Origin of the sequence: Paenibacillus ottowii (assembly GCF_050516475.1) — a bacterium.
Taxonomy (GTDB): Bacteria; Bacillota; Bacilli; order Paenibacillales; family Paenibacillaceae; genus Paenibacillus; species Paenibacillus ottowii.
In genome coordinates this window covers 1,137,421-1,152,295 of the sequence record NZ_CP191577.1, presented here as the reverse complement: position 1 = coordinate 1,152,295, position 14,875 = coordinate 1,137,421, and the positions used below count along the sequence as shown (strand labels likewise).

The window sequence follows — 14,875 nt, the reverse complement described above, 5'->3', positions numbered from 1 at the left end:
GCGTGAAGCTAGGGAAAATAAAGTGATAAAAATCACTCATAATGTGATTTTTATCACATACTACACTCTATCATTATTCTACAATAAGAGTGTAAGAAAGGTCCCGACACTGAGCGTAAGGCATCGGTGAAAAGGCCGGGCTCAAGAAATAGTTTTAACGTGAAAAAAATCACAAGTCCGGAAGACCAAACAATTTGGAGGGATTTACATGTCGGTGATTGAGAGAGAATTACAAGAGCAACAATCTGGCTGGAGAGGTTTTAAAAAAGGAAAATGGACTAGAGAAGTTAACGTCAACGATTTTATTGAAACCAATATCTCACCTTATGTTGGCAATGAAGAATTTTTGGTTGGCCCTACTGCCAACACAACTGCACTGTGGGAAATTGTATCTGACCTTACTAAAAAAGAGTTGGCAAACGGCGGTGTGCTTGATGTAGACGTAAATACGCCATCCACCATTATTTCACATAAACCAGGCTACTTGGACAAGGACAAAGAACAAATTGTCGGTGTACAAACAGATGCTCCATTCAAACGTTCCTTGCAACCGTTCGGTGGAATCCGGATGATGATCGATGCTTGCAAAGCCTATGGTTTTGAAGTGCCACAAAGCATTGTAGACATTTTCACTCATATTCGTAAAACGCACAACCAAGGTGTATTTGACGCTTATACAGATGAAATGAGAGCGGCTCGTAGAGCTGGTATCATTACTGGTCTGCCAGATGCATACGGCCGTGGTCGTATCATCGGTGACTATCGTCGCGTAGCTCTGTATGGTGCAGACTTCTTGATCCAAGATAAAAAACTTCAATTGAAGAGCCTTGAAGTTGATTCCATGGAAGAAGACGTAATTCGTCTGCGTGAGGAAATTTCCGAACAAATTCGTGCTTTGAATGAATTGAAACAAATGGCTGCTGACCATGGTTTCGATATCTCCAAACCAGCTAACAATGCAAAAGAAGCTTTCCAATGGGTATATTTCGGATATCTGGCAGCGATTAAAGAACAAAATGGTGCAGCAATGTCCTTGGGACGTGTATCTTCATTCCTTGATATTTATACACAACGTGATCTTGAGGAAGGTGCACTGAACGAAGAACAAGCTCAGGAACTGGTCGACCATTTTGTTATGAAACTGCGTATTGTTAAGTTCCTGCGTACACCTGATTACAACGAACTGTTCAGTGGTGACCCAACTTGGGTAACAGAATCCATCGGTGGTATGTCTGTCACTGGAGAAACTCGTGTTACCAAAAACAGCTTCCGCTTCTTACACACACTGTACAACTTAGGGCCTGCTCCAGAACCTAACTTGACTGTACTGTGGTCAGAAAAGTTGCCTGAAGGCTTTAAGAAATATTGTGCAAAAGTTTCTATTGAAACTAGCTCCATTCAATATGAAAATGACGATCTGATGCGTCCAATCTATGGCGATGATTATGGTATTGCTTGTTGTGTATCCGCTATGAGAATCGGTAAACAAATGCAATTCTTTGGGGCTCGTGCCAACTTGGCAAAAGCTCTGTTGTACGCCATTAATGGCGGTAAGGATGAAAAATCTGGCGTTCAAGTAGGACCTGAGTTCCCTGCTATTACAAGTGAAGTGCTGGATTACGAAGAAGTGTTGAGCCGTTTCAAACCTATGATGGAATGGCTGGCAAAACTGTACATGAACACTTTGAATGTTATTCACTATATGCATGATAAATATAGCTACGAACGCATTGAAATGGCGTTGCATGACCGTGATATTCTTCGTACCATGGCTTGTGGTATTGCGGGTCTATCAGTTGCGACTGACTCCTTGAGCGCCATTAAATATGCAAAAGTTAAACCAATCCGTAACGAAAAAGGAATTGCTGTCGATTTTGAAATCCAAGGCGAATATCCTTGCTACGGTAACAACGATGACCGCGTAGATACTATCGCTGTAGAATTGGTAGAAACTTTCATGAGCATGATTCGCAAGCATAAAGCTTATCGTAATGCGGTTCCTACTCAATCCGTACTGACCATTACTTCCAACGTGGTGTACGGTAAGAAAACAGGTACAACACCTGATGGACGTAAAGCAGGCGAACCGTTCGCACCAGGCGCAAACCCAATGCATGGTCGTGACAAAAAAGGCGCTTTGGCATCTCTGAGTTCTGTAGCCAAATTGCCATATGAACACAGCCTGGATGGTATCTCCAACACCTTCTCCATTGTGCCTAAAGCACTGGGTAAAGAGGAAGAAACACGCAAAACAAACCTTGTTTCAATGATGGATGGCTACTTTGGAAGCCACGCGCATCATCTGAATGTCAATGTGTTTGCTCGTGAACAACTATTGGATGCAATGGAACACCCAGAAAACTATCCACAACTTACGATTCGTGTTTCCGGCTATGCCGTTAACTTTATCAAGCTGACTCGTGAGCAACAATTGGATGTTATTAACCGTACTTTCCACGGTACAATGTAAACAAGTTTTACAATACCCAATATTACAATGACGCACGCATAGCGGATGCGGGAAGGATGATGCAACATGTTGAAAGGTCACATACACTCATTGGAAACCTTCGGGACCGTCGATGGTCCCGGCATCCGCTTCGTGCTCTTTATGCAAGGATGCTTGTTGAAATGTCAATATTGTCATAATCCAGACACTTGGGCCTTGAATGAAGGTAATCCGATGACGCTAGAAGAAGTATTGGCTGAGATTGAGCCGTATTTAGCCTATTACCGCTCTTCGGGAGGCGGATTAACCGTATCCGGTGGAGAACCGACACTGCAAGCTCATTTTGTAGCAGAGCTGTTCAGGGAAGTGAAGCGTCGCTGGAATTTGCACACGACATTGGACAGTAACGGCTTTAATGATGCGGCCCGCATCCATGATCTGCTGGATGTAACGGACTTGGTGTTACTGGATATTAAGCACATCGATAACGATAAGCATATTAAGCTTACAGGCAAATCCAACGACCGTATGTTAAGTACGGCCCGCTGGTTGTCTGAGCAAGGGCGCAAAATGTGGATTAGACACGTATTTGTACCAGGTATTCATGACGACGAGCAAGATCTACTCAATTTGGGACGGTTCATTGGAACGCTGAACGGAGTCGAGAAATTCGAAATTTTACCTTACCATCAAATGGGTGTTTATAAATGGGAAATGCTCGGTAAGGCATATCCGCTGGAGGGAGTTCCGTCTCCAACAGATAAAGAAGTTCAACGTGCTTACCGACTTATTGAGGAAGGCCGTCTAGAGACTGCAGGAACAAACGCTACCTAACGTCCATCAAAAAGCAAATGGGTCAGAACTACTTTCAGATTGTGAAGCCGCCGCCACATCAGATCAGATGGACGGCGGTTTTTTGTTGTTGAATTTTTGCAGTCACAGGGGAAAGTTCCCTTTTTTTCATGATCGTCAAAATTTCCTGAAACTTTTTAGCAGCTGTCGCGTCTAATAGTATGACTTTTCACGGGAATGATAATAATTTGGGGATAGAAGGAGACAGACAATGAATTTCAAGAAATGGACCATGCTCACCGCCCTGGCGGTAGCTCAGGTGGCCGCAGTAGCCCCTGTAGGAGCAGAAGCAGCATCAACAACTGTTCAATCCACCGATTCGGTTAACGCACAGCAGGCTCAGACCAATGTCGCTGATTCCGGCGGTCAGAATAGTACTGGAGATCAAGGTGGAACAAGCACAACCAATAATACGGTAACATCTGGTAACACAGGTGTATCCAATGATCCAATGACTGGTCTGCCTACAGATACCACTAACGGATCGAACGTAACTAATGATGTATACAGTGGAGACGGAACAATCACCAATCCTGGTGGAGCTCCTACATCCATGAATGCGAATCAACTGATTTTGTATTTGAACAGTGCTAAAATGGAACAAAACGGACAGGTATATACGGCAACTCAGCCGATGACCGTCAAGGACGGAGTTTCCTATGTAGCTATTCGTTCTCTTGTCAGCCGTGTCGGATTGCAGTTTAGTTATGACACAGCCACCAAAGAAACTGTAATCACCCAAGGAACAAATGTTCTGCGCTTCAAAACAGACAGCAAGGTTTATACGGTTAATGGTGAGGCTAGACAAATGAAGGGGCCGGCTTTCCAGCAAAAGAACGTATTTATGGTGCCGTTGACCTCAATTACACAGGCCTTAAATATTCCTTATACTGTGAATAATACGACTAAACAAGTTATCATGGATTTGAATCAGAAACCAAAAGCTTCTTTCACGGTTCAACAAAAGGATATCTATGCAGGTGAAACCCAAGTTACGTATTTGACCAAGGAATCTTCTCCCACAGGTCTTCCGATTGTGAACCAGCGTTGGGAAGGGAAGCAGGACGTATTTCAGGAGCCGGGTACATATGTAGTTACCTATTCCGTTCTTGACTCTGCTGGAAACTGGAGTGATCCTTACTCAGTAACAATTACAGTAAGACCACCAAATCAGCCGCCAGTGGCTCTGTTTACAACGGATAAAAAAGAGTACAAGATGGGTGAAAAAATCACTATTACCGACCTGAGTACTGATGATGAGAATGCTATTACTAAGCGCGAGTGGGTGAATAAGAAACTTGCTTTCTTCCAACCAGGAGATGTAACAATTACCCTGACCGTAACTGATAAGCACGGCGCAACAAATAGCATAAATCAAACAATTAAAATTACGAACGAATTACTATACAACGAGGATGACTTCAACAAAATTTTCACGCCATATGGCGATAAATACAGTGTAGATGGCAGCCAGGTGCCTACTATGGCCACTATTCCGGTGACAAGCACTTCTTCACCACGTCTTCTGATTCGTGCTAACAGCCCAGAGCGTGTGTTCCAGGATGGTATCGTGTATCAGGAAACCGGCTCAGGCAGCACGCGCATACTCGTCCACCATGTTAACGAAACAGGTCGAGATGTGAAGATGTACGTGATTGCGACGAACAACAATCTTGCTCCAACCAACATAAATGTCGAAAATTCCGGGTTTGCTGGTCCTTCTGAATTTGCAACAGCTGCGGGTAAAGTATCGATTCAACGGTATTTTCAATCTATGCTGGATGGAAGCAAACGTTCCAGCACGGTTCTGAACCCAGGCGAAAGTCGTGTTATTCTGGAGGATTTGAACGCGCAAAAAATCAAGCAAAAACAAGTTATTTCTTTGTTATCTGATTTGTATACGGATCAACCTATTCAATATACAGTAGTTGTGTTGGATGCAAATGTAGATCCATTGACTGCGTTGCCTACTCTGGCAAAACTGCCTAAGGACGGTATTCATAACCGTGGAACGTACGCGAATTCGGATATTTCGCTTAATTATACCGAAGAGGTTGGGAAGACAGCTCAACGTATCGTTCTTGGTGATAATAAAGTAGACCCAAATCTGATTGGTACTGACGGTCTGGACGGTTCTTCTGCTTCCAATGCAGGTAACTTTGGTGTCGTGTATAAAGTTAAATTGGACCACGTAGCACCATATTCACTAATTACATTTAACCCACGTGGAGGCGAATATGCTGGCTATGCGATGGTGAATAATCAAGTTGTGGGAATCCCAACCAATGGTTCTGTGCAAGCTCCGAATGAAATGAGTGTACTGTATCGCACAGGTCATATTGAAGAAAGTGTAGAAATGTATTTCACTGCAGCTGCTGGTAGTAATCTGCCGGTTTCCGTAGTAGTAATGCCTATGCCACCTATTAAAAATTAATTTGAAATAATCGGTGCTTTTTACCGGCTTAGACCATTTTGAGTCTCATCATTCACCGTTTTAAAAGTCGATGTCATTACAGAATATAGACGTTCTCCCGTTGCGAACTTAGTTGTAGCACTGGAGAACGTCTTTTTCTTATGAGTAGTGCGAATATCTCTTATAATATTGACTTTAATCGTGGTATAATGAATAGATGCAAGCCTAAGCCTGCATCAGAAAACCTGAAACTATAGACAGGGGAGGGTGAAACGCATGCTGACAAAGGATGAAATTATCGCAACGATGTCCGCTCAGGGGTTGCGTATTACGGATCAGCGCAAGACGTTGGCCACGTTATTTTCCGAGAATGAAGGGTATCTGTCCCCCAAAGACGTTTATGAATATATGGGTAAGAAATACAGCGGTCTTAGCTTTGATACAGTCTATCGTAATCTACGTGTAATGCAGGATTTGGGTGTGCTGGAGCAGGTATCTTTTGAGGATGGGATGAAGTTCAAGGTGAGCTGTAATGAACATCATCATCATCATCATATGATTTGCTTGAGCTGTCAGAAAACATTACCGATTTCTTTTTGTCCAATGCAAATGACAGATCCGACTGATCAATTCCAAATCGTCGAGCATAAGTTTGAAATTTTTGGTTATTGTAAAGATTGCCAACAGAAAAATGGGCATACTGAGAGCAATTCGGATGGGGGATTTAGACAGACGAGCAGTCACACTCACAGCCACGGGGGATACTAAAAATGAAAATTACCACACGCAGAGTGGTACAGGCCCCGATTCAGTTTTATCGTGCATACATTTCACCATTAAAGCCGGCTACCTGCAGGTTTTATCCAACGTGTTCGGCGTACGCGCTGGAGGCGGTAGAAGTGCATGGTGCCCTCAGAGGCTCATGGCTGGCTGCAAAGAGGATAGCTAAATGCCATCCATTTCATCCAGGTGGCGTAGATCTAGTCCCGCCTGCCCAAAAAGGGATTGATCAGTCTGACAAAGATCGGGTGTCTACCCATACCGATAAGAGTCTGACTTGACAGCACCACACCGATTTGGTTATATTTTGGTTAATATTGTTTTCCTGTGAAGGGATGAGTAGGGTAAATCGTCCAGTGCAGAGAGCCGGAGTGAGCTGAGAACCGGTCTGGAGTGAAGCCTGAATATGGTCCTGGAGGAACCTTTTTCGAGCGTTATTGCCACAGTTAAGCTGTGCTTAAGAGGCAAACGTAAGGAGAAGGCGTGATCCAGCGTTAATGGGCGGTCAGAAGTGACCGGTGAAGCTTGTATTCCGCGAGGGTACAGGGAATTTGGGTGGTAACGCGTGAGGTGACTCTCGTCCCATAGGGGCGGGGGTCTTTTTTGTGCCCAATTGTGTCGAATTCATGAATTGAAGTACCTATCGTGGCAGCAGACCTTTTGCTGCCATGAACAAAACAGGAGGAACATATATGTCTAGAGAGAATACATTTTACATTACAACACCAATCTATTATCCCAGTGACAAGCTCCATATTGGTCATGCCTACACAACTGTAGCGGGGGATGCAATGGCTCGCTACAAGCGGCTACGGGGCTATGAGGTTCGCTATTTGACAGGGACGGATGAGCATGGTCAGAAGATTGAGCAGAAAGCAAATGCAGCTGGCAAAACGCCGCAACGTTTCGTAGATGATATTGTGGCGGGTATCCAAGATCTGTGGCGGAAGCTCGACATCTCAAATGACGATTTTATCCGTACTACGGAGGAGCGTCATAAGGCTGTCGTACAAGAAATCTTTGATCGTTTGTTAAAACAAGGGGATATCTACAAGGGAGAATACGAAGGTTGGTACAGCATTCCTGATGAGACTTACTACACAGAAACTCAGCTCGTTGATGTAGTGAAGGATGCTGAAGGCCATGTGATTGGAGGTAAGAGTCCGGATAGTGGACACCCTGTTGAACTGGTCAAGGAAGAGAGTTACTTTTTCCGCATGAGCAAGTATGCGGATCGGTTGCTGCAATTTTATGAAGAGAACCCGCAGTTTATCCAACCGGAATCCCGGAAAAAAGAAATGATTAACAACTTCATCAAGCCAGGGCTAGAGGATCTGGCTGTTTCCCGTACCACTTTTGAATGGGGGGTTAAGGTCAAAGGGGATCCGAAGCATGTCGTATACGTGTGGATTGACGCACTTTCCAATTATATCACAGCTTTGGGCTATGGCTCTTCCAATACCGAGCTGTACGATAAATTCTGGCCAGCAAATGTGCATATTGTAGGTAAAGAGATTGTACGCTTCCACACGATATATTGGCCAATCATGCTGATGGCGCTGGATCTTCCGTTGCCTAAAAAAGTATTTGCACATGGCTGGTTACTCATGAAAGATGGTAAAATGTCGAAATCTAAAGGCAATGTGGTAGATCCGGTAACGTTGATTGACCGCTATGGTTTGGATCAACTTCGGTACTACTTGCTACGCGAGGTTCCTTTTGGAGCGGACGGAACATTTACACCTGAAAGTTTTGTAGATCGTGTTAATTCGGATTTAGCCAATGATCTAGGTAACTTGTTGAATCGAACCGTAGCGATGGTAGACAAATATTTTGATGGCAAAGTTCCCGCTTATGAAGCCAATGTAACTTCATTCGACGCAGCTTTGGTAGACATGGCTACATCGACTTATAGCAAAGTAGAAGAAGCTATGGAGAACATGGAATTTTCCGTAGCTTTAACAGCGATTAGCCAATTTATTAGCCGCAGCAACAAGTATATTGACGAGACACAGCCATGGAATCTGGCTAAGGATGAGGCAAAACGTCGCGAATTGGCTTCTGTTATGGTGCATTTGGTGGAAAGCTTGCGCATTGCTTCCATTTTGCTTCAGCCTTTCTTGACGCGTGCACCTCACCAAATTTGGGAACAACTTGGTATTCGTCAAGGGGAGCTGACTACATGGGATAGCGGAAAGCAGTTTGGATGTATCCCGGAAGGAACGCAGCTGGTTAAAGGGAATCCAATCTTCCCGCGTCTGGATTCGGAGCAAGAGGTTGCTTTTATCGTAGAAGCAATGACGGGAGGTAAGAAACCGGAGGAAGCTGCGACAGTAGCTCAACCGCAGAATGCCTCTGAGACGAGCCAAGAAGCACCTGAGGCGAAGGAAGAGATAGGCATTGAGGATTTTGCCAAGGTAGAACTCCGCGTTGCTCAGGTTGTCGCCTGTGAGCCTGTGAAAAAGGCCGACAAACTGTTGAAGCTCCAGCTTGATCTTGGTTATGAGCAACGGCAGGTGGTATCAGGAATCGCGAAGTTTTATACACCTGAAGATATGATTGGGCGCAAGGTGATCTGTGTGACAAATCTTAAGCCAGTAAAACTTCGCGGTGAGCTGTCGCAGGGTATGATTTTGGCAGCATCACATGGGGATCAGCTTACATTAGCTACTGTACCGGATGGTATGCTGAATGGCGCTATTGTAAAGTAAGAGAATATGCATTAAAAATGTAATGAGCGTATGCTTGGGTGTCATCCCCAGGCGTACGCTTTTTGGCTTGCATCATATTTTTCTCTGCCTATACGTATGTTTTAGTAGGTAGGGCTTGTATCTGCGTGTTCACTAAGACAGGTGGGAGGAAATGATGATGTCAGATGTCAACGCCGGGTTGGCCATCGTTGCTGGGCTGGTTTCTTTTTTTTCGCCGTGCTGCTTACCACTATATCCATCATATTTATCGTATATAACAGGGATGTCGGCGCGGGAACTGGCTGAAGGGCGGCACAAGGCGGAGGTCCGCTATCGGACGATGGGACATACACTTGCTTTTGTATTAGGCTTTTCGGTTGTTTTCTACTCATTAGGGGCAAGTGTCGGGCTGCTTGGAGAATGGTTTGCCAATTATGGGGATACGCTAAGAGTCGTAGCGGGGCTGCTTATTATACTCATGGGTCTGATATCTCTTGGTTTCGTGCGTCCGTTATTTCTAATGAGAGAGCATAAACTGCGCTGGACATGGAAACCTGCCGGATACGCCGGTTCCTTTGTAATCGGAATTGGGTTCGCGGCAGGCTGGTCGCCCTGTATCGGTCCTATGCTAACAGCTATTATCGCTTTGGCGGCAGTAGAGCATCACATTTGGTTCAAGTTAATTACTGGCTACGCGCTTGGTTTTGCGATTCCGTTTTTTGTCTTGGCTTTGCTGGCAGGCTCAGTTAGGTTTTCATCCCGTTATACTTCTATCCTTATCCAAATAGGTGGTCTGCTGCTTGTAACCACTGGCATTTTGCTGGTAACGGATCATATGACAGATGTAACGCTTTATTTACAACGGATTACCCCCGATTGGATGCTGGTTATGTGAAATATTCAATACGACTTAAAGGGAAATGTTCAAAAATGCGTTCTGTAATAAACTCCCGCAGTGCATTTTGCTGTTCATCAGGATAAACATATTTATTTTGGCCCCAGCGGCCCCATTTTTTCTTACGTTTCTCTATATCCATCTCCAGTTTGGTTTTTGGGTAACGTTTCTCGATAACAGCTTTGGATGTTTTGGTGAAGCGATGCTGAATTAGTTCGAATGTCAGATCCTTCGTAGCATGCTGGGGCAAGGTTTCTCCCAATTTACGCAGTAATTCTCCGTAACCTTCTTCCCAGCCGTCATACCAAATGATAGGTGCAATGATGAACCCCAGCGGATAACCGGCCCGTGCAATTTTGCCTGCTGCTTCGATACGTTCCTCAAAGCGTGAAGTTGCTGGTTCAAACTGTTTGATAACATAATCAGAATTAATACTAAAGCGAATGCGGGTATGACCGTTATGTTTAATATCCAACAATGGATCGACATGATGATACTTAGTCACAAAACGCAGTCGGCCAAATTCCTCATCTGCCATGAAACGAATCAAGTCTGCAAGCGATCCGGTGATATGCTCCAAACCAACCGGATCGGAGGTACAAGCTGCTTCAAACCGAGTAATTTCAGGCTTACGCTCCTCAATATAGGTTTTAGCTGCTGATATGACATCGTCAGTGTTGACATATATGCGAATATACGGCTTTGCCCCCAAGGTTGTCTGTAAATAACAATAGTGACAGTGCCCCATGCAACCGGTCGAAATAGGAATGGCATATTCGGCAGAGGGTTTGGACTGGTCAAAAGTTAATGTTTTACGGATACCGACAACTAGTGTCTTTTTTGCCATTCTGTACTTTTCAACTTCAGTTTCACCTGGTAAATTGGTAATTCGATTGTGAGAGGTAGTCATCCGATACGGAATATCCTTGGCTTTAACCCAATCCATAATACGCTGGCCTTTGGGATAATTCAGTGCGTCTGGCTCAAAAAACACCAGATCAGGCATAAATGGCTTGGTTCCTCTGGTTTGGACAGGAGTACGCTCAAGCGTAGACATGGCTAACGCTCCTTTCGAAATAAATCCTCTGTGCTCTGGTGTCCAACGCTAACGCATCTTCGTAGAAATTAACGATACAGGGGCGACAACATTAGTGTGTCCGGCTTAAATTGAACAAATCGTGGCAATAGATGTGAGTGGAGGGACGAGACTTGCCAATGGGCGATGATAACATGTATCATTACATAGTAGGTTTAGTGCAGGAAATGAAGGCGGTAAGCGCCCGTTCAATAACAGAAAAGAGGGAAACAAGTGCCAACGCCAAGCATGGAAGATTATTTGGAGCGCATTTACCAACTGATCGATGAGAAGGGATATGCTCGTGTCTCGGATATCGCAGAGGGTTTGGAGGTGCACCCTTCGTCCGTCACCAAGATGATTCAGAAGTTGGATAAGGACGATTATCTTGTATATGAGAAATATCGGGGACTGATTTTGACACCGAAAGGGAAAAAGGTCGGAAAACGGTTGGTTGACCGCCACCAGTTGCTAGAGCAATTTCTGGATATGATTGGGGTTGACAAGGACCTGATATATAAAGATGTGGAGGGTATTGAACACCATTTGAGCTGGGATTCCATTACCCGTATCGAGACATTGGTGGAATATTTCCGCCGAGATGAAGATCGCTTGCGCCAGCTTCATGACATACACAAGGAATTGAGTGGGGATTCCTAAAAGCATCTGTCCTTATGGACGATGCTTTTTTTATTTGTCCTGACCGCAACAAAACCCGGTTATTAGCGTCTATCCATTATATAGCAGGACAAGATAGGGGTTAAAATTAACAGGGTTAGTGGAGGATTATAAGGATATGAATCGGAAGAAAATAGGGCTCTTGGCTGCGGGCCTGCTCTTAGCAGTACAGACTGCCATTGTGCCTGGAGTTCAAGCAAAATCAACTGGCGAAATTGAGATAATATTGGACGGACAAACCCTGCAAAGTGATGCTTCACCGTATATTGTGCAGGGAGCGAATGTTACGATGGTTCCTTTGCGAGTAATTAGTGAAGGATTAGGCGCTCAGGTCAACTGGTCGGCGTCGTCCGGTATGGTAACGATTACAGCACAGAACAAAAATATATCTATGGAAAATGGTGCACAAAGCGCTACTGTGAATGGGAAGTCGGTTCGATTAGATGCATCTGCACGCATGTCAAGTGGCAGAGTCATGGTACCACTGCGTTTTGTTGGCGAAGAGTTGGGCTTAAAAGTAGACTGGCAAGCCTCGGAACGGGTCATTACGCTAAGCAGTGGTAAAGAAGGTACCTCTACTAGTGGGAACACTTCTTCTGTGGGAAGCAGTAGCTCAACATCTAACTCGTCAGCATCTGGCAACCAGGGGAGTGTAAGTACAGATCAGGGAGCCAAAGCCAATGATGAACAGGACGTTGTCAACACACCGTCAACCTCTACTAAGGAGGACAGTTCAGGTTCCTCACAGGGGAATATGGCTCAGGTAAAGGCTACAACCTCTATGCGTGGAGCATGGATTTCCACTATAAATGGAGATTGGCCTTCTTCTGCTGCTCGAAGCAGCTCGGAGAAGCAAAAGCAGGAATTTACAAAAATGCTTGATGATTTGCAAGGCATGGGAATTAATGCAGTATTCGTTCAGGTTCGTGCCAGTGGTGATGCGCTCTATCCGTCTGACCTTGTGCCGTGGAGCAAGTATTTGACCAATACCCAAGGCAAGAATCCAGGCTATGATCCCTTGAAATTTATGATTAGTGAATCACATAAGCGGGGGATGGAATTCCATGCCTGGTTTAATCCTTTCCGTGCTAATTCTACAGGAACAACTAGCGGTCTAGCAGCTAACCATGTGGCTAATCAACACCCGGATTGGATTGTTAAGAATGGTAGCCAGTTGTACATTAACCCAGGAATCCCGGCTGCACGTCAGCATGTCATTGATGCGATTATGGAAGTCGTAAACGGATATGATATTGACGGTGTCCATTTGGACGATTATTTTTATCCTTACAGCGGGACTTTTGATGATGATGCGACCTTTAAAACATATAATGCCAACAAAATCTCTAACAAGGGTGACTGGCGAAGAGATAATGTGAATAGTTTTGTTCGCGATTTGGGCAAAAGCATTCATGCCAGCAAGCCAAAAGTTCAATTCGGGATTAGTCCTTTTGGGGTATGGCGCAACAAGTCTCAGGACTTGACGGGTTCAGATACCAAGGCAGGCGTTACAGCTTATGATACGACATTTGCGGATGTAAGAACCTGGATTAACAAAGGATGGATTGATTATGTAGCTCCACAAATTTACTGGAGTATCGGTTTCCCGGCAGCTGGATATGACAAGCTCGTCGCATGGTGGTCTAATGAGGTCAAAAATTCAGATGTTAAGCTATATATCGGTCATTCACCTTATAAAATCGGCACCCCTGAAAAAGGATGGCAATCAGCTCAAGAGCTAATTAAGCAGCTTGAACTGAACGAGAATTATAAGCAGGTAAAAGGGGATATTTATTTTAGTGCACAGCATTTGCGTAAAAATCCATACGGACTCATACAACTTCTTCAAAATTATTATCAATTATGATATAAATTGGATCAATTAGGTTCTATATGGACCTCCGTTCTCATACATAAGCAGTAGAACTGCTTACTCCCAAGAGAACGGAGGTTTTTTGATCTATGCTGATCAATGCTGTGTTCCAGGGTGGAGGGGTTAAGGGAATTTCGCTGGCGGGTGCAGTTAAGGCTGCGGAGAAGCATGATATTGTATTCAATCGTTTGGCAGGTACATCATCAGGTGCTATTGTAGCCGCTTTATTGGCTGCGGGATATACGGCGGATGAAATGAAAGCCGTAATTGAGAAAACCCCCTTGGTCAAGTTGTTGCGGCGTTCTCCAGTATTCAACATTAAGTGGGTTGGGCCGGCAGCACGTATCTTTCTTAAAAAAGGGCTCTACTCAGGGGAGGCACTGGAGCATTGGGTGCGTGAGTTGTTACGAGCTAAGGGAGTGCGTACGTTCGCGGATTTACCTCCTGGCAAGCTGCGCATTATTGCATCAGATATCACGAATGGACGCATTTTAGTGCTCCCTGAGGACATCAAACGTTTTGGTATTAATCCTTCTTCACTGGAGGTAGCCAAGGCCATTCGGATGAGCACCAGCATCCCTTATTTTTTTGATCCTGTTATGTTAAGACTTGATTCTGCACTTGCCAAGGGAAAAACCTTTTCCCAGCAATTTGTATTTGTTGTTGATGGGGCCTTGCTTAGCAATTTGCCTTTGTGGCTTTTTGATGAGCCTGTAAATGAACGTGAGGCCATAACCATTCCAACGGTAGGTTTTCAAATGGTGGGCAAAACAGGGGCGGAGACGAAGGTTTCTTATATACGGGGCCCACTGACTATGCTACAGGCTATTTTTGATACAATGCTATCGGCACATGATGAAAGGTATATTGAGCAGGAGAATCGATATCGGACCATTAAAATTCCAACTTTGGGTATCCGAACAGCACAATTCAGCATTTCACCCGAACAAAGTGATTTGTTATACACTTCCGGTATGCAGGCAGGAGAAGCTTTTTTCCACAAATGGAGCATCACTTCTTACCAGCAGCAGTATAGTAAGTATCAATTGATGAAAGATACCATGTATGCCATGAAGTAGATACCATTTACTGGAGGTTAGAGTTGAGTTTAAAGAAAGAAAAAAGGAGCCTATTCCCGGTCATTTCAAAACACGGGTGATGGCTCCTTTG

General features: G+C 44.5%; 11 protein-coding genes. 10 read left to right on the top strand and 1 reads right to left on the bottom strand.

The annotated features are described in order from the left end of the window. Positions 1-208 precede the first annotated feature (208 nt). The 7 genes from pflB (at position 209) to ACQQ6X_RS05410 (ending at position 10,079) form a co-directional block, all read left to right on the top strand. A complete protein-coding gene (gene pflB / locus ACQQ6X_RS05440; protein ID WP_305164513.1) occupies positions 209-2,470 on the top strand; it encodes a formate C-acetyltransferase in 2,262 nt (753 codons plus the stop codon). Between the two features lie 66 nt (positions 2,471-2,536). After that, entirely contained in the window at positions 2,537-3,283 is a 747-nt protein-coding gene (pflA, locus tag ACQQ6X_RS05435; RefSeq protein WP_305164512.1) for a pyruvate formate-lyase-activating protein, read from the top strand. A gap of 229 nt (positions 3,284-3,512) precedes the next feature. Next, positions 3,513-5,735 carry a copper amine oxidase N-terminal domain-containing protein gene (locus ACQQ6X_RS05430; RefSeq protein ID WP_305164511.1) on the top strand — a complete coding sequence of 741 codons (2,223 nt, stop codon included), beginning with the start codon at positions 3,513-3,515 and terminating at the stop codon, positions 5,733-5,735. 255 nt (positions 5,736-5,990) lie between these two features. Continuing rightward, positions 5,991-6,482, top strand: coding sequence for a Fur family transcriptional regulator (locus tag ACQQ6X_RS05425; RefSeq protein WP_305164510.1), 492 nt, complete (start codon positions 5,991-5,993; stop codon positions 6,480-6,482). A gap of 2 nt (positions 6,483-6,484) precedes the next feature. Beyond that, positions 6,485-6,775: a membrane protein insertion efficiency factor YidD gene (yidD, locus tag ACQQ6X_RS05420; RefSeq protein WP_305164509.1), complete on the top strand. Its 291-nt coding sequence runs from the start codon at positions 6,485-6,487 to the stop codon at positions 6,773-6,775. Between the two features lie 411 nt (positions 6,776-7,186). Continuing rightward, the gene (gene metG / locus ACQQ6X_RS05415; protein ID WP_305164508.1) at positions 7,187-9,205 is read left to right on the top strand and encodes a methionine--tRNA ligase; all 2,019 of its coding nucleotides are present in this window, start codon (positions 7,187-7,189) and stop codon (positions 9,203-9,205) included. Between the two features lie 157 nt (positions 9,206-9,362). Then, on the top strand, positions 9,363-10,079 hold the full coding sequence (locus ACQQ6X_RS05410; protein WP_305165059.1) for a cytochrome c biogenesis CcdA family protein: 717 nt from the start codon (positions 9,363-9,365) through the stop codon (positions 10,077-10,079). Here ACQQ6X_RS05410 and splB read toward each other — a convergent pair. Next, a complete protein-coding gene (splB, locus tag ACQQ6X_RS05405; RefSeq protein ID WP_305164507.1) occupies positions 10,072-11,136 on the bottom strand; it encodes a spore photoproduct lyase in 1,065 nt (354 codons plus the stop codon). The genes ACQQ6X_RS05410 and splB overlap by 8 nt on opposite strands. 252 nt (positions 11,137-11,388) lie before the next feature. Here splB and mntR point away from each other — a divergent pair, with 252 nt between their 5' ends. The 3 genes from mntR to ACQQ6X_RS05390 all read left to right on the top strand — a co-directional run bounded on the left by mntR (position 11,389) and on the right by ACQQ6X_RS05390 (position 14,784). After that, positions 11,389-11,814 carry a transcriptional regulator MntR gene (gene mntR / locus ACQQ6X_RS05400; protein ID WP_007430946.1) on the top strand — a complete coding sequence of 142 codons (426 nt, stop codon included), beginning with the start codon at positions 11,389-11,391 and terminating at the stop codon, positions 11,812-11,814. Between the two features lie 136 nt (positions 11,815-11,950). Then, complete coding sequence (locus ACQQ6X_RS05395; protein WP_305164506.1) at positions 11,951-13,699, top strand: family 10 glycosylhydrolase; 1,749 nt, start codon at positions 11,951-11,953, stop codon at positions 13,697-13,699. 95 nt (positions 13,700-13,794) lie between these two features. Beyond that, the gene (locus ACQQ6X_RS05390) at positions 13,795-14,784 is read left to right on the top strand and encodes a patatin-like phospholipase family protein (RefSeq protein WP_305164505.1); all 990 of its coding nucleotides are present in this window, start codon (positions 13,795-13,797) and stop codon (positions 14,782-14,784) included. Positions 14,785-14,875: the final 91 nt, after the last annotated feature.

Bases quoted from the DNA above. Each gene is read 5' to 3' on its own strand.
- splB (WP_305164507.1), bottom strand. From the start codon at position 11,136: ATGTCTACGCTTGAGCGTACTCCTGTCCAAACCAGAGGAACCAAGCCA.
- ACQQ6X_RS05410 (WP_305165059.1), top strand. From the start codon at position 9,363: ATGTCAGATGTCAACGCCGGGTTGGCCATCGTTGCTGGGCTGGTTTCT.
- ACQQ6X_RS05430 (WP_305164511.1), top strand. From the start codon at position 3,513: ATGAATTTCAAGAAATGGACCATGCTCACCGCCCTGGCGGTAGCTCAG.
- pflA (WP_305164512.1), top strand. From the start codon at position 2,537: ATGTTGAAAGGTCACATACACTCATTGGAAACCTTCGGGACCGTCGAT.
- ACQQ6X_RS05390 (WP_305164505.1), top strand. From the start codon at position 13,795: ATGCTGATCAATGCTGTGTTCCAGGGTGGAGGGGTTAAGGGAATTTCG.
- ACQQ6X_RS05395 (WP_305164506.1), top strand. From the start codon at position 11,951: ATGAATCGGAAGAAAATAGGGCTCTTGGCTGCGGGCCTGCTCTTAGCA.
- pflB (WP_305164513.1), top strand. From the start codon at position 209: ATGTCGGTGATTGAGAGAGAATTACAAGAGCAACAATCTGGCTGGAGA.
- yidD (WP_305164509.1), top strand. From the start codon at position 6,485: ATGAAAATTACCACACGCAGAGTGGTACAGGCCCCGATTCAGTTTTAT.
- metG (WP_305164508.1), top strand. From the start codon at position 7,187: ATGTCTAGAGAGAATACATTTTACATTACAACACCAATCTATTATCCC.
- ACQQ6X_RS05425 (WP_305164510.1), top strand. From the start codon at position 5,991: ATGCTGACAAAGGATGAAATTATCGCAACGATGTCCGCTCAGGGGTTG.